The sequence below is a fragment of the Haliea sp. genome, assembly GCF_040222615.1.
Taxonomy (GTDB): Bacteria; Pseudomonadota; Gammaproteobacteria; order Pseudomonadales; family Halieaceae; genus Haliea.
The window spans coordinates 1-24,871 of record NZ_JAVKCQ010000056.1 but is presented as its reverse complement, the minus strand read 5'-3'; the positions used below and the strand labels follow the sequence as shown (position 1 = coordinate 24,871).

The following is a 24,871-nucleotide window of genomic DNA, read 5'->3' as shown; positions in this document are numbered from 1 at the left end:
GTCAGGGTCTGGCACTGCAGGGGGAGCTGTGGAAACCGCAGGCAGAGCCAGAGGCTCACGGGTGCACACCCCATGGCCTGACGATGGCGGGCACTTTCCCCAGTTTATGAAATATACTGTACATATGTACAGTATTGCTGTTGGGCTGGCACTTGTCCAGTCGGCTGCCGGGCCTGTTGGCAGGCTGGAAATCAACCCGGAAATACGTCATCATGGCGGCATTTTTTGCGATAAACGTCTGCAAAAAGCATGTAAAAAACAGCAAATGAGGTTTAAATGTTGCTAAAAGTAGTAAAGTGCATTGTGTTCCCGGTGGCTCTGGTTGCCGTACTGGTCGCCTGCTCCCGTGAGGAAGCGCCGGCTGAACAGCTTGTGTCCAATGTCCCTGCGGACAGCGTTGTCGCAACGGACACCGCTGTCACTGCGGCCTTCCACACTTTCCTGGAAGAAAACTATGCCGTGGATATGGCGCGGAATCCCTACACCGCCAGCAAGCGCGGCATCAAGCTGAACCACGACCAGTGGGATCCGGTTACCGAGGAGTTCCAACAGGAGACCCGCGCAATCAACGAGGCTCGTCTACAGCAGCTGGTGCAGATTGATCGGGCGGCGCTGTCACCGGCAGACCAGCTGTCCTACGACCTGTACCGGCTCGATCTGGAGCGGCAAATTGCCAGTGATGACTTCCGCCACCACCAGTTCGTGATCCAGCAGTTCCGTGGCCCCCACACCGAGGCCGCCAGCAACCTGGTCAATATCCACCGGGTGCACGATCTCGCCGATGCCGAGGCCTACATCGGCCGCCTGAACAACATCGCCCCCTGGTTTGACGGCGTCATCGAGCAGCTGGCGATCCGTTCCGGGAAGGACCTGGTGCTGGCGGATTGGCAGTATCCGCAGATGCTGGAGTCGGCGCGCAATGTGATCAGTGGGGCACCTTTCGATGCCGCGGCTGGGGACTCCACCCTGTGGGAGGATTTCCAGGGCAAGGTCGCAACCCTGGACATTGACGCTGCAACCCGTGACCGCCTGCTGGCGGAGGCCCGCCAGGCCCTGGTCGAGGTCGTGGAGCCTGCCTATGAGCGCCTGATTGCGGCTATCGAAGAGCAGGCCGAACTGGCGACAGAGGCCGACGGGGTCTGGAAGTTCGAGGACGGCGACGCCTTCTATGCCGAGCGGCTGCGCTGGTTTACCACCACCGACCTGACAGCGGACGAGATTCACACCATCGGTCTGCAGGAAGTGGAGCGTATCCACGCCGCCATGCGCGCGATCATGGAAGCTGTGGAGTTCGAGGGTGACCTTGCCGGGTTCTTCGAGTTCATGCGCACGGATCCCCGGTTCTACTACCCCAACACCGATGAGGGACGCGCCGCCTATCTCGCCGACGCCACCGCGGCCATTGACGCCATGCGCCTGCGCCTGCCGGAGCAGTTTGGCCTGCTGCCGGAGGCGGAGATGATCGTGAAGCGGGTGGAAGCCTTCCGCGAGCGCTCGGCCGGCAAGGCGTTCTACAACGCGCCACCGGCGGACGGCTCCCGCCCCGGAATCTACTACGCCAACCTGTATGACATGACCAGGATGCCCAGCTACCAGCTGGAAGCCCTGGCCTACCACGAAGGGCTTCCGGGCCATCACATGCAGCGGGCGATTTCCATCGAGCTGGAAGGCCTGCCGGAGTTCCAGCGCTATGCCAGCTTTACCGCCTTTACTGAAGGATGGGCGCTGTATACCGAGGAGTTGGCCAAGGACATGGACATGTACTCCGACCACTGGTCCGATTTCGGTCGCCTGGCCATGGAGCTGTGGCGGGCCTGCCGGCTGGTGGTGGACACCGGCCTGCACAGCAAGCGCTGGTCCCGGGAGCAGGCCATCGACTACCTGGTCGAGAATACGCCCAACTCCCGGACCGACGCCACCAAGGCCATTGAACGCTATATCGCCATGCCCGGGCAGGCTACCGCCTACCTGATTGGCAAGCTGAAGATCATGGAATTGCGGGAGCGTGCCCGGACTGCACTGGGCGAGCAGTTTGATATCCGCGCCTTCCACGATGAAGTGCTGAAGCACGGCCCGCTGCCGTTGTCGACGCTGGAAGACAATATCGACCGGATGATTGCCGATACCCTGGCGGCCAGGGCCTGAGGGCTCAAGCTGCCACGCCTGCCGGCGTCGTTCAGACGCCGGCGTTCTCCAGCATCCAGGTAATGATCACCTTGATCAGGAAGCCGAAGATGCCCATCGCCAGGCCAACGTACAGGATGATGGTGCCGAATTTGCCGGCATTGCTGCGCTTGGCGAGATCCCAGACGATAAAGATCATGAAGGCGATCAGGGCGCCTACACCCAGGGTCACACCGTAATCACTGAGCCACTGGTCCACTGCCGTTACCCGCCTGTTGTCTCGCTGGCAATCCTGCGCTGATCCTTCACCCGGTCTGGTCAACGCTGGCGTGCAGGTGAATGGTGCTGTTCAGGGAGTTGCTGACCAGGCAGTTGGCTTCGGATTTCTCCAACAGCAGTTTCGCTTTTTCTGCATCGGTACCCGCAGGCACGGTCAGGCGGGCGGTAATTGTCAGCTCGGTAAACCGGGTTACCCGGTCGATGCGCTCCAGCTTGCCTTCGGTGCTGCATTCCAGGGTGTTCCAGTCCATCTTGGAGGCGCGGGCAATGGCGCGAAAAGTGAGGACAAAACAGTCCGTCACCGCGCCGACCAGCAGTGCTTCGGGTGACCAGTGACCACCGGGGCCGCCAAACTCCTTCGGCGGTGCTGTCTCCAGTGCCGGCAGGTCACCGCCTTCCAGGGTAATGTTGCCCTCAGGCCCCGCTTTCGCGGAGACGTGGTAGTGGTGCGGTAGTTCCTGCATGGCGGCTCTCCATTGTGCTAAAGGTTTCCGTGCCCGACTATTGGACCGCCGGGACGGCAAGAGTTTCCATGCTAGTTCCCTTACCCCGTGGATGACAATTGATTTGCCTCAACTCACGCCCAATGCGGTGCCAGCGGGGGTGGCCGCTGGCCACACAGGCAGCTCCCACAGTTGCGGCTGGTCGGGCAGTTCGTCTTCCACCGCCAGCTCGACATCCAGTTGTTGCTGGCCGCCGCGCTGCTTGAGGATATGCACCTTGCGGTACTCGCGCATCTGTAGCCGCAGCCCGGCGGGCGCGCTCTCGGCGGCTGCCTGCCGGGACCTGAACAGGACGCACAGGGTGTCGCTGGCGGCCGCCGCCAGTTGCAGCTTGCGCAGTTCGCTGTAGCGGTACTGTCCGGCCCCGAGCCAGCTGAACACAGCGCTGCAGGTGGTACTGCGCAGGGACTGTTCAATACTCCACAGCAGGTCTTCCCGGCTGCGGGGATGAACCAGCAGAACCTGTTGCGTATCGATGCCGCGGGCCGCCAGCAGGGGGGCGTAGGGCGTCCAGGGTGGGGCGATAAAAGCCTGCCAGCGACCCTGGGCGCTGAGTCGTTCCATGGTCGGCAGGAACAGGCCCATGGCCCCCATGCCGCAGCTGTCGCTGAGCACCTCGATGGCGGTGGCCTCGGGCCAGCCGCCCTGGGCGAGGGCGGCGTCCAGGGCCCGGTAGCCGGTGCCCAGGCCGCCGCGGTGGGAGTCGTGGTTGGCGGGCAGCGGCAGGCCGCTGAAGCAGCGACTGCGGCCGCGCCAGGTGTCGTGGCGGAGAATAACCTGTTCCAGTGCTTCATTCATGTTCGTTTGCCTCCGGGAAATCCTGCCTTCTGCTGTATGGATATACAGTAGTTGGCCCGGGGCCGGAATGCAAGCGGCACGGGGGGTGCCGTTGCAGGCTTGCCTGGAACCTGCCTGCCAAGGCGACAGGTGGGACCGTTGTGACTGCGATCGCGGTATAGCCCGGCAGCAACCACGCCTGCCGCCGCTGCTTACGACCCTTGGGGTTCGCCGCCGTCCAGTGCGCTCAGGGTCCGGTCCGCCAGCCCCATGCCGGCCTGGAACATGGTCAGGTAGGTATGTGTGGCTCCGGCCTCGGTGATACGTGCCACGTGGTCCTCGTGCAGGGCGTGGGACACAATGGGGCCGGTGAAGCCCTTGGCGCGCAGGCTGCGGGCGGCAACGATCTTGGCCTCGATATCGTCCATGGCCAGTACCGCCGCTTCGATGGTGGTCACATCCACGCCGCGCCAGAAATTGCTGTCCTCGGCGTCGGCGAACACAACGTTGCGGCCGGCTTCCCGATGCGCCTTGGCCTTGTAGTTATCGCCATCCAGCCCCGCAGGCAGCTTGCCCAGTGCCCGCAGGTGGTCGTAGGCGGCGGTGCCCGTGCGGCCCATGCCAAAAATCAGGATATCGGCCCTGCCCAGGTTGGTGGGCTGTTCATCCGGGTGAATGGTGCCGCGCTCGAAACGCTGCAGGCGGTCCTCGAGGCGGGCGAACAGGGGGTGGGCCATGCGGTTCAGGGGCGCCGCGATGACAAAGGAGATCGAAACCGCCAGCGCCAGCGGCACCAGCCAGTCCTGCAGGACCACGGCGGCCACAATCAGCCCGAATTCGCTGTAGGCGGAGAGGCTGATGGCGGCGAGGAAGGAGGTGCGGGCGCGCAGGCTGAAGGCGGTCAGCAGCAGGAAGAACAGGACGCCCTTCAGGGGGAGCAGGAGGCCCACGGCGACGGCGAACAGCAGCGCCTCCAGGTCCGGCAGGCCGGACATGCCAATTTGCAGGAAAAAGCCTACCAGGAAGATTTCCCGCAGGGCCCAGAGGGACTCCGACAGTTCCTGGGCCCGGCGGTGGTTCGACAGCAGCACGCCCATCAGCAGGGCGCCGATCTCCGAGCTCAGGCCCATGGCCTGGAAGCCCATGCCACCTATCACCAGTGCCAGCAGCATACCCATCAGCACCAGCAGTTCGTCGTGGCCGGCGAAGTCCAGCAACCAGTACATGAGGGGCCGCAGCAGCGGCAGGGCGAACACGGCCAGGGCCCAGATATTGGGCGTCTGCCCACTCCAGACGGCCAGTACCACCAGGGCAATGATGTCCTGCACGATCAGGATGCCAATAGCGGTACGGCCGTGGAATACGGCCAGTTCGCGTTTTGATTCCAGCAATTTCGCCGCCAGCACGGTAGAGGAAAACGAGAGCGCAATTGCCAGCAGCAGCGCCGTGTTCCAGTCCAGGCCGACCAGCAAATACAGCCCGGGCGCAAACACCGCCACACTGATGCCGAAGTGCAGCAGGGCGCTGCCCAGTACCTGTGGTTGGGCGATCTGCCGCAGCTTCAGTTTCAGGCCGACGGTAAACAGCAGGATGAGCACGCCCAAATGGGCGACGTGGCCGAGAATTTCGTCGGATTCCGAGGGCAGTCCGAGACGCGGGCCAAACAGGTTGACGGCGAAACCGGCGGCGAGGAAGCCCACCAGCGGCGGCAGGCCGATCTGGCGCACCGCGAGCCCGAAGAAAAAAGCGAATGTAATACAGATGACTTCGAACACTACCGGACCCCTTCAGCCGCCGCCCGGCCGGCGGCGTCAGGAAGATGTTACCGTACTTTCAGCAGGCCGTGCTCCTCCAGCTCCAGCATCAGCAGCTGCTGGACGATGAATTCCTTGCTGCTGTCCGGGTGCATGAGGTGGATGCGTTCCAGCCAGGGCCGGGCGGCCTCTTTGTCGCCCCGGTGGAACAGGGCTCGCGCAATTTCCCTGAGGAACTGGGTGGGCTCCTCGCTCAGGGCCTTGATCCGCCGCAGGCTGGCACTCAGGGTCAGTTCCTCCGGTGTCAGCTGGGTGCCGAAGGGGTAGGCCGGAAGCAGGCCGTCCGCGATGTGGCTGCTGAGGGCGCTGGCGATGCGGTAGGGGGTATTGTCCCTGGCTGCCGCCGGTATTTCGTAGTCCTCCGGCAGCTTGCCTTTTTCGATGGCCCAGTCCGCGAGTTCCTGCTGGAAACGGCTGTCGGCAACCGCGATCAGGCGGCGGATCACTTCGGCGTCACTCTGCCCGCGCAGGTCAGCGATGCCGTACTCGGTGACGATGATGTCCCGCAGGTGGCGGGGGATGGTGGTGTGGCCGTAGTGCGGCACGATATTGGACTGCAGGTGCTTGCCGCTGCCCCGGGTAGAGCGGATACAGAGAACCGAACGCGCGCCCGGCAGGTCGTGGGCCATGGCGACAAAGTTGTACTGCCCGCCCACGCCGCTGATCACAGTGCCATCCTCCAGTGCGTCCGAGGTCACGGCCCCGCTCAGGCTGACCATCATGCCGGTGTTGATAAAGCGCGCGTTGCGCCGCTGGGCGCTATACAGCGGGTAGTTCAGCAGCAGCTGGTTGGTGCGCTGGACGCTGGTCATGCAGATCCTGTCCTGCCCGGTTGCGTCCAGGTCGCGCAGCTTCTGGTAGAAGTCCCTCGGTCCCAGGAAGAAGCCGCCGTGCAGCACCCGGCCGTGGCGCAGCTCGCTACCCTCCATGGCCCGCAGTAACAGGGCGCGGGTGTCGGCGTCATCCATGTTGTTGCGCAGGCGTGTGCCGTCCAGCTCCAGGTCCTCGTCGACGAGCACCAGCGCAGCCGGTAGCAGCCCCCAATCCTTCAACTCCATCAGTGCGGGTTCGTCCAGCACGCACGGCATCAGGCCGCAGTCGCGGGCGTAGTGCAGCATGGCGTCATCTATTGCGGGAGTGATGACACCGTCGTTGAGCCCCTGCTGCAGCGCCAGCTGGTCGAAGACCCGGCGCTTCACCACGCCGGCCTCGATCAGGTGCATCATGCCGTTGACGAACATCTCGGTAGAGACGTAGAGGCCTTCGTTGAACACGGAGGGCTCGGCGGTGCAGTCGCTGTCAATCCTGGTCAGGTTTGCCACCAGCTCGCGCCAGGCCGCGTTGTGGCGGTGACGCAGGATGCAGGCGTGAGCCACCGCATCGCCCAGGGCGCCGATGCCGATCTGCAGGGTGCCGCCGTCCACCACCAGGCTGCTGACGTGGAGCGCCGTGGCATAGTCCGTCGCCGGTATCGCGGCGTTGGGGACAGCAAAAAGCGTGCGGTTGTAGGCCGGGTTCTGCACGATGCCGTCAAACAGGGCGGCCGGGACCTCGGCATCGTGGCGCATGAACGGCAAGTCCCGGTGGACCTGGGCAAAACAGAGGAATGCGTCCTGGTCACCGCCACGGCGCTGGCGGATGACATCCAGCGCCACGTCCGGATTGCAGGACAGGCTGAGCGACAGGCCGGTTTCGGTTTCCCGGGCCGCCACCAGCTGCACCAGCACGTTCACGCCCGCTGCCGCCATGTCGCGGGCGATATGGGTGTAGTTGCTGGAAATGTAGTTCTGCTGGGCGGAGGGCAGCCCTTTCATGGAGCCCGCCTTGAAATACAGTTCACTGATCTGGATATTCGGCGGCAGGGTGCCCGCGCGCAGGGCCTCCATGTAGGCCAGCGGCTCGTAGTCGCCGAACAGGCGTTCGACAATGGGCCCGGCCAGTTCCGCCTCGATGTGGCTGGAGGGTTTGGGAACTTCGAGGGACAGCGCGGTGTAGATGTGGAGGTCGATCTCCGGGTCCTCGACCGCGCGCCGGAAGAAGGCGTTGATCAACTGTACCGGCTTGCCCAGCCCCAGCGGGGCGCCGAGTTTGATCTGCTTGCCGAGGGAGGCAATGGCGAAGTCTGCGCAGGCTTCCGCCGTTTCAAACATCCGGTTCATGGTCTGGCCTCTCGATTGTGGTAGTGCGGGCTATGTAATCATAGCGGAGCCGCGCCTGTCTTGATCTGGCGCAATATCGGGGTCAACCCCCGTCGCCATCCAGAACGCCATCGCCATTGCGGTCAAGCGCCATTTGCCGGCCCATGCCGGGCGGCACGCAGGTAAATGTGAGCTCCTGCCCCGGCTGGTTGGCGACGGTCAACAGCTGCTGCAGGCCGACATTGTCTTCCCCGCTGCGGTCGGTGCGGAAGCGGCCGTCGGCTAGCAGCAGTGCGCCCCGCTGTTCACCGTCCAGTACGCCGTGCACCACCAGCTCGCAATCGGCGGGAGCAGCCCGCGCCCGCTGCAGCAGCAGTTCCAGCCGCGTTCGCGTGGCCGGGTCCGGCTCGCCGGCAACGGTCAGTTGCTGGCCGACGATGGGGGCGAGATTGCCGTCGAAGGCAAACATGAAGTCCACTACCTGCTCGCGCTGGGCGTCACTGGCAAAACCGAACACGCTGCTGGAGAGGAAGTTGCTCACGGTATCAATGCCGCCGTCGTGCAGGAGGCCGAAGCCGCGCACCTGGTTGCCGGTGAATACCGGCTCTTGCCCCGGTCGCGGGACACTGGCGCCGAACATGCCGACCTTGTGGTACAGGTTGCGCAGCTGTGGCACCTTGAAGTCTTCGGTAATCCCCGGCCCCTCGTTGGTCATCAACCCGGCGGTACCGAACTGCCGGGCCTCGATGTCCAGCACATGGCAGTGGTTGCACGCCAGGGCACCGCCGGTGGTGGGGTCTTCCATGAACACGCGGCGCCCCTCGGCCTGATCCGGCGTGAGGCTGTTGTCGAGATTGCGGATGGCATTGGGCGGCGGGGTGATGGCCAGGGCGAAATCGGTAAAGTCCTGCAACGCCTCAGGCGCAAGCATCTCTTCCCGGCCCAGCAGCTCGACAAAGGCGGGGTTGAACTCCTTGAATGCCGCAGCCTCCAGGCTCTCCGGTTCGCCGCGCACCACTGCTCGGTCCTGGCCGCCGCGATCACCCCGCCAGTGCATCGGGCCGCTATCTGCCATGCCGCGGAAAGTCTGGGTGGTCATCGGGCCTTTGAGCGGGTGGAATACGCCCTGGGTGGGGGTGCGCAGCGGCACAAATTCGTTGCGGTTCTCCAGCAGGTCACCGTCCGGGTTGCCGAGATCCCAGGCCAGGCCGTCGACATCGCCGAAAATGTGGCAACTGGCGCAGGACGCGGTGCCGTTGGCCGAGCTCAGCTCGGCATCGTAGAGCAGGCGCCGGCCACGTTGGATACTCGCTGCTTCCGGATTGAACAAGGTCTCTGAGACGAGCACCTCACCACTATCGCTATCAATGGCGCTGACGGTATTGGTGTAGCGGGACAAGGTATACAGGGTGTTGCCGGCGTCATTCAGCACCAGGCCGCCGGGGCCGCCGCCGGGCACCGGAATGTGGCGGGTGGTTCCGGGATCATAGCGCCCGGCTTCGAGGTCCGCGGTGCCAATGGCGGCAATGCGGTTGGAGCCGAATACCGCGAGGTACAGCGTGGTGCCATCCGCGCTGACCGCCATTTCCTGGGGCTGGGCCAGACTCAGGGCTTTCTCGCTCGCGGGCAGGGATGCACCTTCGGGCAGGGAGAAATCGACGTGAGGGTTGAGGTGATTGCTGGTTACGGTGCCGTGCTGGACCACGCTGATGCGGTGCTCGCTGATGTGGCCGCGCACGGAAGTGGCCGCGTTGCCCGGGCCCTCGAAACGAATGCGGTTGCGGGCCTCGGTGTTGCTGACGTAGACGGCACCGGTGACCGGGTTGCTGGCAACATTGAACAGCACCGTACCCAGCCCCTGCTGGCTGCCCAGCAGGTGCGGCGTAGCCGCCATGGCATCCAGGGTGAAAAGGTCGAGATCCGGCAGATTGAAGAGCACCTTGGGCGACCAGTCGCGGCCGCTCTCGTCTACCCAGCGCTCGCCGTCGAAGCCCACGATCAGGCCCGTGTCCGGCTGCCGTACGCCCTCGTGGTTCGCTACCGGCCCCGGCTTGGCAGCGGCCACTTCCGGCTCGTTCAGCAGGGTAGTCGTCCGGTTGCCGGAAAGAAAGGCTGCCGCGTACACCCGGCTGCCGTCCGCATTGCGGGCCAGGCCGCGGGCGCTGTCGGCAAACAGGTTGATGATTGCCAGCGGTTCACCGCCGGGGCGGTTGCCCGGGGCGTCGACATCGAACACCCACACATCTGACCGGCCCAGGCCCGGGGTCTTGAGATCAACGGCGCTGAATCCCGGGTGATTCTGGCCGCGGTAGGCGGCGGTGATGAACGCGCGCCGGTTGTCGGGCCCGGCGAAGACAATATCCCGCGGTTCGTCCCCGATCAGCAGGGTGCGGGCCACGCGGGGCGCGGCACCATCCAGGCGGACAATACTGATACTGTCGGACAGGTGGTTGACCACCCAGACCTCACTGGAGCTGGCAGCCGCCACCGCCACCGGTTCCAGGCCCACGGGTACGCTGCCCGCGGGCGACAGCTGCCCGTCGTCGGCAATGTCGAACAGTTGCAACCGGTGAGCGGGGGTGTTGACCACGAACAGGCGCTTGCCGTCCGGCGATAGTGCAATGGGCCGCACCTGGCCGCTCTCAAACAGGACGTGCCCGGCGACCTGCGGCGGATCGGGATCCGGAGTCGGTTCCGGTTCGGGCTCCGGGTCTGGTGTCGGTGTGACCGGAGAGGCCGGTGCATCGGGCTGCAGCGCAGGATCGCCGCCGCCACCGCCGCCACCACAGGCTGCCAGAAGGATGGCCGTCAACAGTGCCATTACCGTTCTCGTCGCTGATGATCCCACGCTTGCCACCTCCGGAGTGGGTCGATTTCTCACGCGCTTATCCGCCCCGGCTGCGCAGCCAGCTCGCAGGCGGGCGCCAACCGGCAATCCAGTCGGGTATCTCGGCCGCGGGCATGGGCCTGGCAATGCCGAAGCCCTGGGCCAGTTCGCAGCCCAGCTCCAGCAGTTTCGCACCGTGGGCCTCGGTTTCCACCCCCTCCGCCAGCACGTCCCGCCGGAACGCGGAGGCCAGACCGAGGATCCCTCTGAGAATTGCCATGTCGTCCGCATCCACCAGCATGTCGCGGACGAAACTGCGGTCGATTTTCAGGGTCCTGGCCGGTAGCCGCTTCAGATACATCATGGACGAATAGCCGGTGCCGAAATCGTCCAGAGCGAATTTCACTCCCATGGCATCACAGGCCGCCATAACCGAGGACGCATGCTCAATGTCTTCCAGCGCACGGGTTTCGGTGATCTCCAGTTCCAGCAGGTCGGGCGCAACATCCGGGTGCGCCCGCAGCTGTTGCCGCAGGTCGTGGACAAAGCTCTCCTGCTGCAGCTGGGAAGCGGACACGTTGACGCTGACCGGGAGCTGCAGCCCGGTCCGGCACCAGGCGGTGATCCGGTTCAGGGCCGTGTCAATTACCCACTGGCCGAGCGCAAGCGAAAGTGTGTGGGCCTCGATGAATGGCAGGAACGCATCGGGAGCCAGCAGTCCCTGTCGCGGATGCTGCCAGCGCACCAGCGCCTCGGCGCCCACGACTTGCCCCGTCCGCATGTTCACCTTGGGCTGATAGAAGAGCACGAACTCCTCGTTCTCCAGCGCGCGGCGGATTTCCTCGAGGCGCCGGCTGTGACCTTCCCGGGCCCGGTGTACCGCGGTGTCGAAAATGTGAAAGCGGTTCTTGCCCTCGACCTTGGACAAGTACATGGCCTGATCGGCCTGGCGCAGCAACTGGTCGGCGTCGATCTCCTCGTGCTGGGGGAAGAAGGTGACGCCGATACTCGCTGAAACCTGCAGTGAGTGTCCGTTGATGGCTACGATCTCTGAAGAGGCCTCCAGCAACCGTTCGATGATTGAATCGCATGACTGCGGGTTGGCATCCTGGTCCACCAGCACGGCGACAAACTCGTCCCCTCCGAGGCGGGCAAGAGTGTCCCCGGCCCGGAGGACACTGCCCATCTGCTGCGCCAGCGCCCGCAGCATCCTGTCGCCGATATCATGGCCGTAGCGGTCATTGATCTCCTTGAAACCGTCCAGGTCGAGATAGGCTATGGCAATGGAGGAGTTGTGCCGGTGCGCCTGTGCCATGGCCTGCTGCATCCGGTCCGCGAGCAGATTCCTGTTGGGCAGGTCGGTGATGGTGTCGAAGTGGGCGATGCGCTCAAGTCTGGCGTTGGTCCGGTGCAGCGCGTCCGACTGCTCGCGCAGCGCGATCTCCGCCCGTTTCTGCTCAGAGATGTCCCTGACAGTGCCCTGGACCGCGGCCTGGCCGAACCATTCGGTACGGTTGAGAAGCACGCTGCAGCTGAGTTGCTGGCCATTCAGTCGCTGGTGCCGCCACTCGAACAGGGCGGAGCCCTCGGCCATCGCGGATCCCAGGTGCGCCAGCGCCTGCTCGCGGGATGGGCTGCCATCGGGCTGCAGCGGCGGGGAAAGATCCACCAGCGTCAGTTGGGTGAATGCGGACTCGTCGGCGACGCCGAACAGGTCCAGCGCCGCGCTGTTGCAGGCCACGAATGACCAGTCCGGCGCTGTAACCACGATCAGCGCATCCCGGGACTGGTCGAACAGCCGGCGGTAGCGTTGCTCACTCTCCCGCAGCGCCGCCTCGGCAGCCTTTTGTTCGCTGATGTCAAAGGCAATTTCCATGCGCACGATGCGGCCGTCATCCCAGGGAATGGCCCGGTCGTGCAGTTGGAACCAGCGCTGCAGTGACGGATTGAAGTAATCCCAGGAAACCGGGGGACCGGGTTTGCCATCGGCATCCAGCAGGCGTGGGTTGGTGCAGAACGCACAGGGCCCCGTCTGTCCCGCCTGCATGTTCCGCCAGCAGACCTGGCCAACCACATCGCCCACGAGGTCCCTGGCGTGACTGTTGAGGAACAGGATCTCATGGTTGTCCATGTCGGTGACGTAGACCGCGGCATGGGTGCCGTCAAGGATGCTCTGGAACCGCTGGTTGGTCAGTGTGAGTTCCGCGGTTTTCTGCTGCAGGATGTCGGCGGAGCGTATGCGCTGCGCGACATTGGCCAGCAGGTTCGCAAACAGGGTCAGCAGGTAGCGTTGATCCTCTCCGTAGTCCCGGCACTGCCGAACCGCGTCAAATCCGACAAAGCCGGTCACCTCACCATCACTGAGGATGGGAGCCGTCAGCAGGCTCTGGATGTTCTGCGACGCCAGCAGGCGTTTGAGGGGCCCCGCAGGGAGACCGCTGACGTTGCCGACAACGAGGCATTCCCCGCGTCGGTGGACCTCCACCCAGTCCGGTATCTCTGCCATCGGCAGCTTCTGCAAGGCGTGGATCTGGGGTGCAATCCCCCCGGCACACCATTCATGGGTGTTGGTACTTGTCCCCGCGGTAAAGTCGTAGTCAAAGACGTAGGCCCGATCGGCCCGGAAGAACGTCGCCATCTGCCCCAGGGCGGCGTGGACAGCTCCGTCAATCCGGTCCAGGGGCAGGTTGATGAACGTCATGGCGATATCTAGCACCAGCGACTGGAATGCATCCGAACGCCCCGCGCCAGCGGCACCCTGTTTGTCGATCGGTGGCAACTGGCTCATGCTGCTACCTCCCCCTCACTGGGCCAGCTCCAGCAGCAGTTGGTCCAGCTGGTCCCAGGGGTCCCCTTCGGCATAGCCCTTGAGGCTGCCGTCCACGTTCAGCGCCTGCTGCAGCAATGCGCCCAGGGAGCCGCTGTCGTGCCTCTGCAGGCAGGACTGCACCGCGGCGGCGCGGCTTTGCCAGACGCGGTGGCTGTTCAGCACCCGGCTCACGGGCTGTCCGGACTCGCAGTCCAGCTGCATGGCGTAGAGACTGCGAACCTCGCGGGCCACGGCCCACAGCAGGGGTACCAGGTCGTTGCCCTCGCCGCGCAGGCCGTGAACCATGCGCAGGGCGGCGGTGGCATCACCCGCCAGGGCGGTATCGACCATGGCAAACAGATTGTAGCGGGCGTTGTCGAGCACTGCAGCGGTTACCGTCTCGATGGTGACCTGCCCGTTGCTGGCCAGCAGTTTCAGTTTTTCCACTTCCTGTACCGCGGCATACAGGTTGCCCTCGAGACGCTCCGCCAGCAACTCCAGGGCGTCAGCAGCAATATCCAGCCCGGCTCCCTGCAGGCGCTGGCGCAGCCAGCGTGGCATCTCCCGGGCAGCGACCGGCCAGACCTGTATTGCGGCGCCGGCCTGGTCCAGGGTCTTGTACCACTTGCTGTTCTGGGATTGCTTGTCGATTTTGCCGCTCACCACCAGCAGGATATCGTCGCCACTGGCACGTTCGATGTATTCACAGAGGGCCTTGCTGCCCTCGGCGCCGGGTTTGCCTTCGGGCAGGCGCAGCTCGATCAACTTGCGGTCACCGAACAGGGACATCTCCGCGGCGCTGTGCAGCAGGGTTTGCCAGGCAAAATCGCGGGCCGCGGTATCGACAATTTCGCGGTCGCTGCAACCTGCCTGGCGGGCGGCGTTGCGCACCAGGTCGGCGCACTCCTGCACCAGCAGGGGTTCGTCGCCGCTGACCAGATAGACGGGGAGGCACTGTTGTTGCAGGTGCTGGCGCAGCTGCTCGGGTTTGAGTTGCATTACCGGGCGGCGGCGTGGAAACCGATCCGGCGCAGGATCTGCTGCGACAGCTCGCCGCGCATCTCGCGCTGCAGAATACGGATTTCCTCCGCCTTGCCGACGACATTGCGGGGGTCGTTCTCCATCTGCTTGACGACCATGGCATCAGTGGTGTCCATGGCCATGCTGCCGTCCGGCGCGCGCACCGAGAAATTGGCCTGCATCGTCAGTTCGAATTCGGCTGCCCGCGCCTGGCTGTTGAGAGAGAGATTGCGCTGGCTGAAGCGCTCCGGTCCCAGCTGCAGGATGTACGCCGCCTCACTGCGCTCGACCCACTCGATACCGTTGGCGGAAAACCGGGCTTTCAGGTCGCGGCTGAACTCGCTGTTCGGATTCGCGGTTTCCAGGTGGAGCTGTCGCCAGTCCTCCGGCAGGCCGGTGGAGCTGGTGGCGCCGCGCAACTGGAAGCCGCAGGCGCCGAGCAGGACGGGCAGGGCCAGCGCCAGCAGCAGGGCAGTGAGGGTGCGCGACATGGGGCATCTCCCGGGCATCAGTTGGCGACTATGTTAACCAGTTTACCCGGCACCACAATCACTTTGCGCACCGTGACATCGACCAGGAAGCGCTGCACGTTGTCCTGGTCCATGGCGGCGGCCTCGATGCTTGCCCTGTCGGCATCCGCCGCTACGGCGATCTGGGCCCGGACCTTGCCGTTCACCTGTACCGCCATGTCGATGCTGTCGCGAACCAGGGCGGCTTCATCCACCAGCGGCCAGGGGGTGTCGAGCAGCTCTCCCGCGCCCCCCAGTAGTGGCCACAGGTGATGGCAGATATGCGGCACAACGGGGCTCAGCATCAAGACCACGGCGCGCAGCGCCTCGCGCACTACCGCGCGCCCCTGGGTATCGGCTTGGTCCAGGCGCAGGATATCGTTGCTGAGCTCCATCAGGGCGGCGATGGCGGTGTTGAAGGTCTGGCGGCGCCCGTAGTCGTCGCTGACCTTGGCAATGGTCTCGTGGGTCTTGCGCCACAGCTGGCGCTGGGCTTCGTTGAGCGCCGCCGGATCGATGGCGCCGCCGGCCTCGCCGGCGTCCAGATGGCTGTGTACTGCCTTCCAGAGCTTGCGCAGGAAGCGGCTGGCGCCCTCGACGCCGGCATCGTGCCACTCCAGGGTCTGCTCCGGGGGCGCCGCGAACATGGTGAACAGGCGCACGGTGTCGGCGCCGTAGCTTGCCACTGCGGCGTGCGGGTCGATGCCGTTGTTCTTCGACTTGGACATCTTGGTGACGCCGCCGGCAATCACCTCTTCACCAGTACTGCGCTCCACCGCTCGCAGCACCCGGCCGCGCTCATCGCGCTCCACGTCGACCTCGGTGGGGGCGATCCAGGTCTTGCCGCCGCCGGGACCCTCCCGGTAGAAGGATTCGGCCAGCACCATCCCCTGGCAGAGCAGGCGCTCGAAAGGCTCGTTGCTGTTCACCAGGCCCTCATCGCGCATCAGCTTGTGGAAAAAGCGGGCATACAGCAGGTGCAGGATGGCGTGTTCGATGCCGCCCACGTACTGGTCCACGGGCAGCCAGTAGTTGGCGCGCTCCGGATCCAGCATGCCCCCTTCGAAGTCGGGGCAGGTGTAGCGCGCGTAGTACCAGCTTGATTCCATGAAGGTGTCAAAGGTGTCGGTCTCGCGCTCCACCGGCTGTCCGTCCAGCTCGTCCCGGCGCCATTCCGGATCGGCCTTGATGGGCGAGGTGACGCCGTCCATCTGCACGTCTTCCGGCAACAGGATCGGCAGCTTGTGCGCGGGTACCGGGATCTCGCCACCGTCGGCCAGGTTGAACATCGGAATTGGCGCACCCCAGTAGCGCTGGCGGGATACGCCCCAGTCCCGCAGCCGGTACTGGGTAGTCAGCTCGCCGCGACCCTCGGCCTGCAGTCGTGCGGCGATGGCGCTGAAGGCGGCGTCGGAATCCATACCGTCGAACTCGCCGGAATTGACCAGAGGACCTTTGGCCGTCACTGCGCCCTGTTCGAGGTCCCCGGGGCCGGCGTCAGCGGGTGCAATCACTTGCCGGATGGTGAGCCCGTACTTGCGCGCGAACTCCCAGTCCCGCTGGTCGTGGGCGGGCACGGCCATGATGGCGCCGGAACCGTAGTCCATCAGGACATAGTTGGCGATCCAGACCGGTACCTCCTCGCCAGTGAGCGGGTTCAGTGCCTTGAGTCCGGTATCGATACCCTTCTTTTCCATGGTGGCCAGGTCCGCTTCCGCGGAGGACTGGATCTTGCAGGCCTCGATGAAGGCCTGCAGCTCCGGCTTGTCCACCGCCAGCGCCCGGGTGATCGGGTGTTCCGCCGCCAGGCACATGTAGGTCACGCCCAGCAGCGTGTCGGGGCGAGTAGTGTAGACCTCGAGGTGGTCTATGCCCGCGACCGGGGTGGCGAGGTCAAAGCGCAGGTCAACGCCGCGGCTCTTGCCGATCCAGTTGCGCTGCATGGTGCGTACCTGCTCCGGCCAGTGTGGCAACTGGTCCAGGTCCGCCAGCAGTTCCTCGGCGTAGGCGGTGATACGGATAAACCACTGGGGGATTTCGCGGCGTTCCACAAGGGCGCCGGAGCGCCAGCCACGGCCGTCGATCACCTGCTCGTTGGCCAGCACCGTCTGGTCCACCGGATCCCAGTTCACCGTGGCCATTTTTTTGTACACCAGCCCCTTCTCGTACAGGCGGGTGAAGAACCACTGCTCCCAGCGGTAGTAGGAGGGCTGGCAGGTGGCGAGTTCCCGGGACCAGTCAAAACCGAAGCCCAGGCTCTGCAGCTGGCCCTTCATGTAATCGATGTTCTGGTAGGTCCACTTCGCGGGCGCGCTGCGGTTCTGTACTGCAGCATTTTCCGCCGGCAGGCCGAAGGCGTCCCAGCCCATGGGATGCAGCACGTTCTTGCCCAGCATGCGCTGGTAGCGCGAGATCACGTCGGTGATGGTGTAGTTGCGCACATGCCCCATGTGCAGCTTGCCGCTGGGGTAGGGGAACATGGCCAGGCAGTAGAACTTCTCCCGGCTCTCATCCTTCTCGACCGCGAAGCTGTTGTTGTCTTGCCAGTGTGCCTGGGCGGCCTGTTCAAGGATCTGGGGCTGGTAGTGCTGGTCCATCGGCTGCGGAATCTCGTCCAGTGGGGAAGCAAAAAAGAACGGGGGATTCTACCAGCAATCAGGGTTGGGGGTCAGGCCCCGTCGAGAGCGGATTGCCCGCGGCGCCAGAAGGTGTGGTAAATCACCAGCAGCGTCAGCAGCAGCAGGGCGCAGGCGCTGATGATGGGGCCGGTGCCGAGTGTGGCGGCGGGGGTGCTGCCCAGCATCACCTCGGCCTCACCAGTGAGCACCGCTTCCTCGAACTGGGGCGTCTGCGCCAGGATCTGCCCGCGGTGGTCGATGATGGCCGAGATGCCGTTGTTGGTGCCCCGCAGCAGGTAGCGGCCGCTCTCCAGCGCCCGCATCTGCGCCATTTGCAGGTGCTGGAGGGGGCCAATGGAGGCGCCGAACCAGCTGTCATTGCTGATGGTGACCAGCAGGTCAGCGGCCCGCGCTCCGCGCGCAACGAGATCCGGATACACCACTTCGTAGCAAATGAACGGCGCGATCCGGTAGCCGTTTGCCTGCAGCAGGGCCTGGCCCGGCGGCCCGGCACTGAAGCTGGACATGGGCAGGTCGAAAAAGTCGATCAGGCCGCGCAGCCAGGACTCCAGCGGCACATATTCGCCGAAGGGCACCAGGCGCTGCTTGTGGTACAGGCCGCCGCCGGCACCGAGGGCGATAATGCTGTTGTAGTATTCCGCACTGCCGGCTTCGCGCCAGGGAATACCGGTGATCAGGGTGGCGTCATCGCGCCGCAGCAGTTCCGCTACCGGGTCCAGGTAGTCGCGGGTCTGCTGGTAGAACCGGGGCAGGGCGGACTCCGGCCAGAGGACGATATCGTGACCATATTGCGCCGGCAGTGCGGCATCGAACTGGCGCAGGATGCCTGGGTACTGCTCGCGCTGCCACTTGAGTTCCTGGGGAATGTTGGGCTGGTACAGGGCGACGCTGAGGGGCTGCTCGGACCCGGGTGCCACCCACTCCATATGCCTGAGCATGCCGCCCCCGCCCCAGAAACCGCCGAGCAGGACGGCATAGGTGAGCAGGGCGCCCGGACGCGGGCTGCGCCAGGCCAGAAACAGGCAGGTGCCGCTCACGGCGCAGATAAACGAGAGCCCGTAGACTCCGACGATCGGCGCCCAGCCCGCCAGCCAGGTATCGATATGGGCGTAGCCCAGATAGAGCCAGGGAAAGCCGGTCAGCAGCCAGCTGCGCAGCCATTCGAACAGCACCCAGAGGGCGGCAAATCCGAGCAGCATGCCGCCGGGCAGCGGCCGCACATGGCGCACATAGGTCCAGGCAAACAGGCTGTGCAGCAGGGCCAGACCGGCGCAGAACAGTGCGGTCAGAATGGCAGCAAGCGTTACGCTGGCGTAGCCATAGACATGAATGCTGACGTAGACCCAGGACACGCCGCTGCCGAACAGGCCGAGCCCGAACAGCCAGCCGCGCCACAGGGCCTGGCGCGGTGAGCAGGTGCTGAGCAGGTAACAGTAGAGGGCGCAGCTGGCGATGCCCGCGGGCCAGAGGCCGAATGGAGCCAGGGACAGAGTAACCAGCGTCCCTGCAAGCGGCGTCAGCAGCAGCACCCACAGCGGGCGCAGGCCGGTGTGGGGCATGGTCTAGGCTTCCAGCGGCCGCATGCGCAGGCTGTGGATCTTGCGCTGGTCGGCGTTGATAACCTTGAACTCGAAGTTTTCGATCCGGGTGACTTCATTGCGGGCCGGCATGTGGCCGAAGGCCTGGATCACCAGGCCGCCGATGGTGTCGAATTCCTCGTCACTGAAGCTGGTGCGGAAGTACTCGTTGAAGTCCTCTATGGGAGTCAGCGCCTTGATGAAAAAGTCATCGTCGCTGATCTTGCGGATAAAATTGTCCTCGTCGACATCGGTTTCGTCCTCGATATCGCCGACGATTTCCTCCAGCACGTCCTCGATGGTGACGAGGCCGGCCACCCCGCCGTATTCATCAATAACGATGGCCATATGGTTGCGGTTTTCCCGGAATTCCCGCAGCAGCACGTTCAGGCGCTTGCTCTCCGGCACCACTACCGTGGGGCGCAGCAGGGACTGCATCCTGAATTCGCTGTGGTCCTTGTTCAGCAGCTCCGGCAGCAGGTCCTTGGCCAGCAGGATGCCCTGGATGTCGTCCGGACTCTCGCCCACCACCGGGTAGCGCGAGTGCGCCGAGCGAATGATCTGCGGCAGGATCTCCTCCAGGGTGGATTCCGCCTTGATCACCACCATCTGCGCCCGGGGGATCATGATGTCCCGGGCCTGCATGTCACTGACCTTCATGGCTCCTTCCATGATGCTGCGCGCATCCTGGTCGATAACCTCGTTCTCGGCGGCAATCGCCAGCACCCCCTCGAGATCTTTCCTGTTGTGGGGTTCGGAAGAGAACAGCAAGGCGATTTTCTCCAGCCAGGAGCGGTCTCCCGGCTCGGTGCCAAATCGGTCTTCGCTCATTGGGTGACGTGCTCCTCATGGGCATGATCCGGGTAGGGGCAGGGGTACCCCAGCTGCGCCAGAATGGTGGTTTCCAGGGTTTCCATGGCAATCGCGTCGGCCTCGGCAACGTGGTCGTGGCCCAGCAGGTGCAGGCAGCCGTGCACTGTCATGTGGGCCCAGTGAGCGGCGCGCGGCTTGCCCTGCTCGGCGGCCTCGCGAGCCACCACCGCGGCGCAGATGACAATGTCGCCCAGCAGCGGCAGCGCCAGCTCCGGGGGCAGCCCGGCGGGAAAAGAGAGTACATTGGTGGGGCCGTCCTTGCCGCGGTAGTCGCGGTTGAGCGCGGTCATTTCCGCCTCATCCACCAGGCGCAGACACAGTTCTGCGGTGTCCCCGGGCATGCGCCCGGCGAGGGCAGCGCGGGTCCAGCGTCGTAAGTCGTCCTCTTCGGGAACAGGTTCACTGCAGGCAGTCTGGATATCGACATGGACGCTCATGGCTTGCTCTTGTCGAGCGGGGTCGCCCTTTCCTCGAAGGCGTCATAGGCCTCGACGATACGCTGCACCATCGGGTGGCGCACGACATCCTTGTTGCCAAACCAGGTAAAGCCAATTCCCTCGACATCCGCCAGGATGTTGCTGGCGTGAGTCAGGCCGGACTGGATACCCCGGGGGAGGTCGATCTGGGTGGCGTCGCCGGTGATGACCGCGGTGGAGCCGAACCCGATCCGGGTCAGGAACATCTTCATCTGCTCCCGGGTGGTGTTCTGCGCTTCATCGAGGATGATAAAGGCGTTGTTCAGTGTGCGCCCGCGCATGAACGCCAGCGGTGCGACCTCAATCACATTGCGCTCGATGAACTTGTTCACGGTCTCGAAGCCGAGCATCTCGTACAGGGCGTCGTACAGTGGCCGCAGGTAGGGGTCGATTTTCTGGCTGAGATCGCCGGGCAGGAAACCCAGCTTCTCGCCGGCCTCCACCGCGGGCCGCACCAGCAGGATGCGGCGCACCCGTTCTTCCAGCAGGGCCTCCACGGCACAGGCCACGGCGAGGAAGGTCTTGCCGGTACCGGCCGGCCCGATACCGAAATTGATGTCGTACTGTTTGATGGTGCGCACATAGCCCTGCTGGTTCTTGCCCCGCGGCTTGACCGAGGCCCGCTTGGTGCGAATGACCTGGATCGCCTCGACCTGGCCGCCTGCGGACTCCGCTACCAGGCTTTCCATGCCGGACTGTTGCAGCTGCAGGTGCAGGGATTCAGGGCTCAGCCCGACACCCTGGCAGACCTCGCTGTAGAGGTGCCCGAGCAGCTTGCGCCCCGCCGCAACACCGGCGTCGGGGCCGGTCAGCTGGAACTGGTTGCCGCGGGCGGCAATGCTGATGCCCAGGCGGTTCTCGATCTGCCGCAGGTGGCCATCGAACTGGCCACAGAGCATCGCCAGGTGGCGGGCATCATTCGGCTCCAGGGTAAGGTTTGCTTGTGTCGACGCCGGGGTCGGGGATTCGCTGTTCAAGTCGCTCTTTGGCCGCAAAGGGCAAGTGGTTGAGGTTAAAAGGATATACCGCTTGGCGGGCTAGTCAACCGCGCGCCGCAGGGGCACCTCGGCCAGCTGGCCACGCAGGGAGTTGGGCAGGGCCGCCAGGATATCCAGGTCGACGAAGTCGCCGATCAGGCCGTGGTCGCTGCAGCTGAAGTTCACCACACGATTGTTCTCGGTACGCCCCTGCAGTTGTCCCGGATCTTTTTTCGAGACGCCGGTGACCAGGACGGTCTGCACCGTGCCCACCATGCGGCGGCTGATGGCCTGGGCCTGCTGCAGGATGCGCGCCTGCAGGATCTGCAGGCGCTGCTTCTTGGTGTCTTCGTCGGTGCTGTCCGGCAACTCGGCGGCGGGCGTACCCGGGCGGGCACTGTAGATGAAGCTGAAGGAAGTGTCGAAGCCGATCTCCTCGATCAGCTTCATGGTGGCGGCAAAGTCTGCCTCGGTTTCCCCCGGGAAGCCGATAATGAAATCCGACGACAGGCTGATGTCCGGGCGGACCCGGCGCAGGCGGCGGATCTTCGACTTGTACTCCAGCGCCGTGTGGCCGCGCTTCATCGCCATCAGGATGCGGTCCGAGCCGCTCTGCACCGGCAAATGCAGATGATTGACCAGCTGCGGGATGTCGGCATAGGCGTCGATCAGGGCGTCGCTGAACTCCACCGGGTGGGAGGTGGTATAGCGGATGCGGTCGATGCCGGGAATGCGGGCGACAAAGTGCAGCAGCTCGGCGAAATCCACGATCTCGCCGAGGTGGTTCGCGCCGCGATAGGCGTTGACGTTTTGCCCCAGCAGGTTGACCTCGCGCACGCCACCCGCCGCCAGGTGGGCGATCTCGGCGATCACGTCATCCACCGGCCGCGAGACTTCCTCGCCCCGGGTATAGGGCACCACGCAGAAGGTGCAGTACTTGCTGCAGCCCTCCATGATGGACACAAAGGCGGTGGGGCCGTCGACCTTCGGCTCCGGCAGGCGGTCGAATTTCTCGATTTCGGGGAAGCTGATGTCGACGACCAGGGTGCCGCCCGGGCCCGTGCGGGCCTTGCGCTCGGCCATCATCTCCGGCAGCCGGTGCAGCGTCTGGGGGCCGAAAACCAGGTCGACATAGGGTGCGCGCCTGCCGATCTCGGCCCCTTCCTGGCTCGCCACACAGCCGCCCACGCCGATCACGAGGTTGGGGTTCTTCTGCTTCAGGTGCTTCCAGCGACCGAGCTGGTGAAATACCTTTTCCTGGGCCTTTTCCCTTATGGAACAGGTATTTAGCAGCAATACGTCGGCCTCCTCCGGATTGTCGGTGGGGACCAGGCCATGGCTTTCCCCGAGCAGATCGCGCATCCGCGCGGAGTCATACTCGTTCATCTGGCAGCCATGGGTCTTGATGTACAGCTTCTTGCTCACTGTGCCTCGTTGGTACCCGGGGGTACCGTATTGCCGTGTCGCGGAAAAGGGTCGAGGATTATACAGAGTTGGCAGCCTGAAACCTAGCCGCAGGGCCCACAAGTGCTGGAATTCTGGCCCCAGAGTGATACCATTGTCGCCCCTAAAATCCGGCGCACTTCCATCGGGGCCGCCAGCCGGAGCGCCCCACGAGGACTTCATGGCCAGCCAACCCGTCTACAAGGTGATTTTCCACAATGCCAACCAGGTGTTCGAGGTGTTTGCGCGCCAGATCTACCAGAGCGACATGTGGGGCTTTATCGAGATCGAGGAGTTCATCTTTGGCGAGCGCTCACAGATCCTGGTGGACCCCAGTGAGGAGAAGCTGAAGCTGGAGTTCAACGGCGTCAAGCGCAGTTACATTCCGCTGCAGGCCATCATCCGCATTGACGAGGTGGACAAGGAAGGCACCGGCAAGATCTCCGACACGGCGCCAGGTACCCGCAGCAATGTGACTACCTTCCCCCTGTCCGGCATGCAGCCGCAGCACAATCAGGAAGACTGAGCTGCCCCGCGGTCTAGCGTCCCAGCTTCTGCTTCACCGAGGCGATCTTCACACACAGGGCGAACACCTCGACACTGGCCTGCACGTCCTCCAGCGACGGGAAGCTCGGTGACAGGCGGATATTGCGATCTTCCGGGTCCCTGCCGTAGGGGAAGGTCGCTCCCGCCGGGGTCAGCTTGACCCCCACCGCACCGGCCAGTTCCACGATTTCCGAGGCCAGCCCCGGCAGGGCATCAAAACTGACGAAATAGCCACCCCGGGGCCGGGTCCAGGCCCCCATGCCCGTGTCACCCAGCTCCCGTTCCAGGGTCTCCAGCACAGCCTCGAAACGCGGCCGCAGCAGCGCGGCATGCTGTTCCATATGGGCTGCGAGAGTGTCCGCGTCCTGCAGGAAGCGCACGTGGCGGAGCTGGTTGACCTTGTCCGGGCCGATGGTCTGGAACGCCAGGTGGGCCTTGAAGGTGGAGAGATTGCGTTCGCTGCTGCCGACGAACGCGACCCCGGCGCCGGCGAAGGTGACCTTGGAGGTCGAGCCGAACTGGAAAATGCCGTCCATGGTGTCGAACTGGCGGGCATAATCGCTGATGCAGGCCAGCGGTTCCGCATCGGCATACAGCTGGTGCACGGCGTAGGCGTTGTCCCACATGACGATGAACTGGCCGGAGGCGAGCTTGGGCAGTCGCGCAATGCGCTCCACGGTGTTGTCGCTGTAGACACAGCCGCAGGGGTTGGAGAAGCGCGGCACGCACCAGATTCCCTTGATGTCGGGGTCAGCGGCGACCAGGCTCTCGACCTGGTCCATGTCCGGGCCGGTCTCCAGCAGGCGCACCGGCAGCATCTCGATGCCCAGGTACTCGCAGATGGAGAAGTGGCGGTCGTAGCCGGGGACGGGGCACAGGAACTTGACCTGCCCGGCGTTGGACCAGGCCGATTCCGCGCCACGCAGCCCTTCCCGCAGGGCGAAGTCCATTACCTGGTACATCAGGGTCAGGCTGCTGCTGCCGCCGACCAGGGTTTCCTCCAGGGTCGTACCGAGAACGCTGCCAAACAGGGCCCTGGCCTCGGGCAGCCCGTCCAGGCCGCCATAGTTGCGGCAGTCTGTGCCGTCGGCGGCGCGATAGTTGCCATCCAGGATGCCATCCAGGGCATCGGACAGGGACAGCTGCGCCGCGCCCGGCTTGCCGCGGGTCAGGTCCAGGCTAAGCCCCCTGGCGACCAGCTGGTCGTATTGATCGTAGAGCGTCGCGAGCTGTTCGCGCAGCTCGGCTTCGGTTGCCTGGTCTATATGCACCTTGAACTCCTGAGTTGGTCGTGCAGGGAGCCGGTCCCCGCGGAAGGTGTCCAGTATACCCGCAGCACCGCGCCGGTTGAAACGGTGCGGCCGGCGAGGTGCGGCCGGCCAGGTGTGGCCGGCGAGGTGCGGCCGGCCAGGTGCGGCCGGCGAGGTGCGGCCGGCCAGGTGCGGCCGGCGAGGTGCGGCCGGCCAGGTACGTGTTGCTACCCGCTGGACCCGTTCGATTGAAATACCGTGAGCCGGGCCCATATCTGCTGGACCCGAAG

General features: G+C 64.6%; 19 protein-coding genes. 3 read left to right on the top strand and 16 right to left on the bottom strand.

Going from position 1 to position 24,871, the window contains the following annotated elements:
- A partial coding sequence (locus RJQ10_RS04940; protein ID WP_350144222.1) for a hypothetical protein occupies positions 1-286 on the top strand: 286 nt, incomplete at its 5' end.
- Positions 277-2,145, top strand: a complete 1,869-nt coding sequence (locus tag RJQ10_RS04935) for a DUF885 domain-containing protein (protein WP_350144220.1) — start codon at positions 277-279, stop codon at positions 2,143-2,145. The genes RJQ10_RS04940 and RJQ10_RS04935, both read left to right, overlap by 10 nt.
- 31 nt (positions 2,146-2,176) lie before the next feature.
- Here RJQ10_RS04935 and RJQ10_RS04930 read toward each other — a convergent pair whose 3' ends face one another.
- The 15 genes from RJQ10_RS04930 to miaB all read right to left on the bottom strand — a co-directional run bounded on the left by RJQ10_RS04930 (position 2,177) and on the right by miaB (position 22,767).
- A complete protein-coding gene (locus RJQ10_RS04930) occupies positions 2,177-2,383 on the bottom strand; it encodes a DUF2788 domain-containing protein (protein ID WP_304703963.1) in 207 nt (68 codons plus the stop codon).
- Positions 2,384-2,429: 46 nt separating this feature from the next.
- Positions 2,430-2,867, bottom strand: a complete 438-nt coding sequence (locus RJQ10_RS04925; RefSeq protein WP_350144217.1) for an OsmC family protein — start codon at positions 2,865-2,867, stop codon at positions 2,430-2,432.
- A 108-nt stretch (positions 2,868-2,975) separates the two neighbouring features.
- Positions 2,976-3,704, bottom strand: coding sequence for a translesion DNA synthesis-associated protein ImuA (gene imuA, locus RJQ10_RS04920; protein ID WP_350144215.1), 729 nt, complete (start codon positions 3,702-3,704; stop codon positions 2,976-2,978).
- A 191-nt stretch (positions 3,705-3,895) separates the two neighbouring features.
- The gene (locus RJQ10_RS04915) at positions 3,896-5,458 is read right to left on the bottom strand and encodes a cation:proton antiporter domain-containing protein (RefSeq protein WP_350144213.1); all 1,563 of its coding nucleotides are present in this window, start codon (positions 5,456-5,458) and stop codon (positions 3,896-3,898) included.
- Between the two features lie 47 nt (positions 5,459-5,505).
- The gene (locus RJQ10_RS04910) at positions 5,506-7,656 is read right to left on the bottom strand and encodes an acetyl-CoA hydrolase/transferase C-terminal domain-containing protein (RefSeq protein WP_350144211.1); all 2,151 of its coding nucleotides are present in this window, start codon (positions 7,654-7,656) and stop codon (positions 5,506-5,508) included.
- 82 nt (positions 7,657-7,738) lie between these two features.
- Positions 7,739-10,456 carry a hypothetical protein gene (locus RJQ10_RS04905; protein WP_350144209.1) on the bottom strand — a complete coding sequence of 906 codons (2,718 nt, stop codon included), beginning with the start codon at positions 10,454-10,456 and terminating at the stop codon, positions 7,739-7,741.
- A 64-nt stretch (positions 10,457-10,520) separates the two neighbouring features.
- A complete protein-coding gene (locus RJQ10_RS04900; RefSeq protein ID WP_350144207.1) occupies positions 10,521-13,250 on the bottom strand; it encodes a bifunctional diguanylate cyclase/phosphodiesterase in 2,730 nt (909 codons plus the stop codon).
- A 15-nt stretch (positions 13,251-13,265) separates the two neighbouring features.
- Positions 13,266-14,270 carry a DNA polymerase III subunit delta gene (gene holA / locus RJQ10_RS04895; protein WP_350144205.1) on the bottom strand — a complete coding sequence of 335 codons (1,005 nt, stop codon included), beginning with the start codon at positions 14,268-14,270 and terminating at the stop codon, positions 13,266-13,268.
- On the bottom strand, positions 14,270-14,782 hold the full coding sequence (locus tag RJQ10_RS04890) for an LPS-assembly lipoprotein LptE (protein ID WP_350144203.1): 513 nt from the start codon (positions 14,780-14,782) through the stop codon (positions 14,270-14,272). Before RJQ10_RS04890 ends, holA begins: the two co-directional genes overlap by 1 nt.
- A 17-nt stretch (positions 14,783-14,799) precedes the next feature.
- Complete coding sequence (gene leuS / locus RJQ10_RS04885) at positions 14,800-17,397, bottom strand: leucine--tRNA ligase (RefSeq protein WP_350144201.1); 2,598 nt, start codon at positions 17,395-17,397, stop codon at positions 14,800-14,802.
- A 71-nt stretch (positions 17,398-17,468) separates the two neighbouring features.
- On the bottom strand, positions 17,469-18,998 hold the full coding sequence (gene lnt / locus RJQ10_RS04880) for an apolipoprotein N-acyltransferase (RefSeq protein ID WP_350144199.1): 1,530 nt from the start codon (positions 18,996-18,998) through the stop codon (positions 17,469-17,471).
- A 3-nt stretch (positions 18,999-19,001) separates the two neighbouring features.
- On the bottom strand, positions 19,002-19,847 hold the full coding sequence (locus RJQ10_RS04875; protein WP_350144197.1) for a CorC family transporter: 846 nt from the start codon (positions 19,845-19,847) through the stop codon (positions 19,002-19,004).
- Positions 19,844-20,326, bottom strand: a complete 483-nt coding sequence (gene ybeY, locus RJQ10_RS04870) for an rRNA maturation RNase YbeY (RefSeq protein ID WP_350144195.1) — start codon at positions 20,324-20,326, stop codon at positions 19,844-19,846. Before ybeY ends, RJQ10_RS04875 begins: the two co-directional genes overlap by 4 nt.
- Positions 20,323-21,264 (bottom strand): PhoH family protein, encoded by a 942-nt coding sequence (locus RJQ10_RS04865; RefSeq protein WP_502880213.1) that lies wholly within the window; start codon positions 21,262-21,264, stop codon positions 20,323-20,325. Before RJQ10_RS04865 ends, ybeY begins: the two co-directional genes overlap by 4 nt.
- A gap of 138 nt (positions 21,265-21,402) precedes the next feature.
- The gene (miaB, locus tag RJQ10_RS04860) at positions 21,403-22,767 is read right to left on the bottom strand and encodes a tRNA (N6-isopentenyl adenosine(37)-C2)-methylthiotransferase MiaB (RefSeq protein ID WP_350144191.1); all 1,365 of its coding nucleotides are present in this window, start codon (positions 22,765-22,767) and stop codon (positions 21,403-21,405) included.
- 199 nt (positions 22,768-22,966) lie between these two features.
- Between miaB and RJQ10_RS04855 the strand changes: the two genes are divergently transcribed.
- The gene (locus RJQ10_RS04855; RefSeq protein ID WP_350144189.1) at positions 22,967-23,311 is read left to right on the top strand and encodes a DUF1820 family protein; all 345 of its coding nucleotides are present in this window, start codon (positions 22,967-22,969) and stop codon (positions 23,309-23,311) included.
- A gap of 13 nt (positions 23,312-23,324) precedes the next feature.
- Here the strand turns inward: RJQ10_RS04855 and RJQ10_RS04850 are convergent, their stop codons facing one another.
- Positions 23,325-24,602, bottom strand: coding sequence for an aspartate aminotransferase type Ic (locus RJQ10_RS04850; RefSeq protein ID WP_350144187.1), 1,278 nt, complete (start codon positions 24,600-24,602; stop codon positions 23,325-23,327).
- Positions 24,603-24,871: the final 269 nt, after the last annotated feature.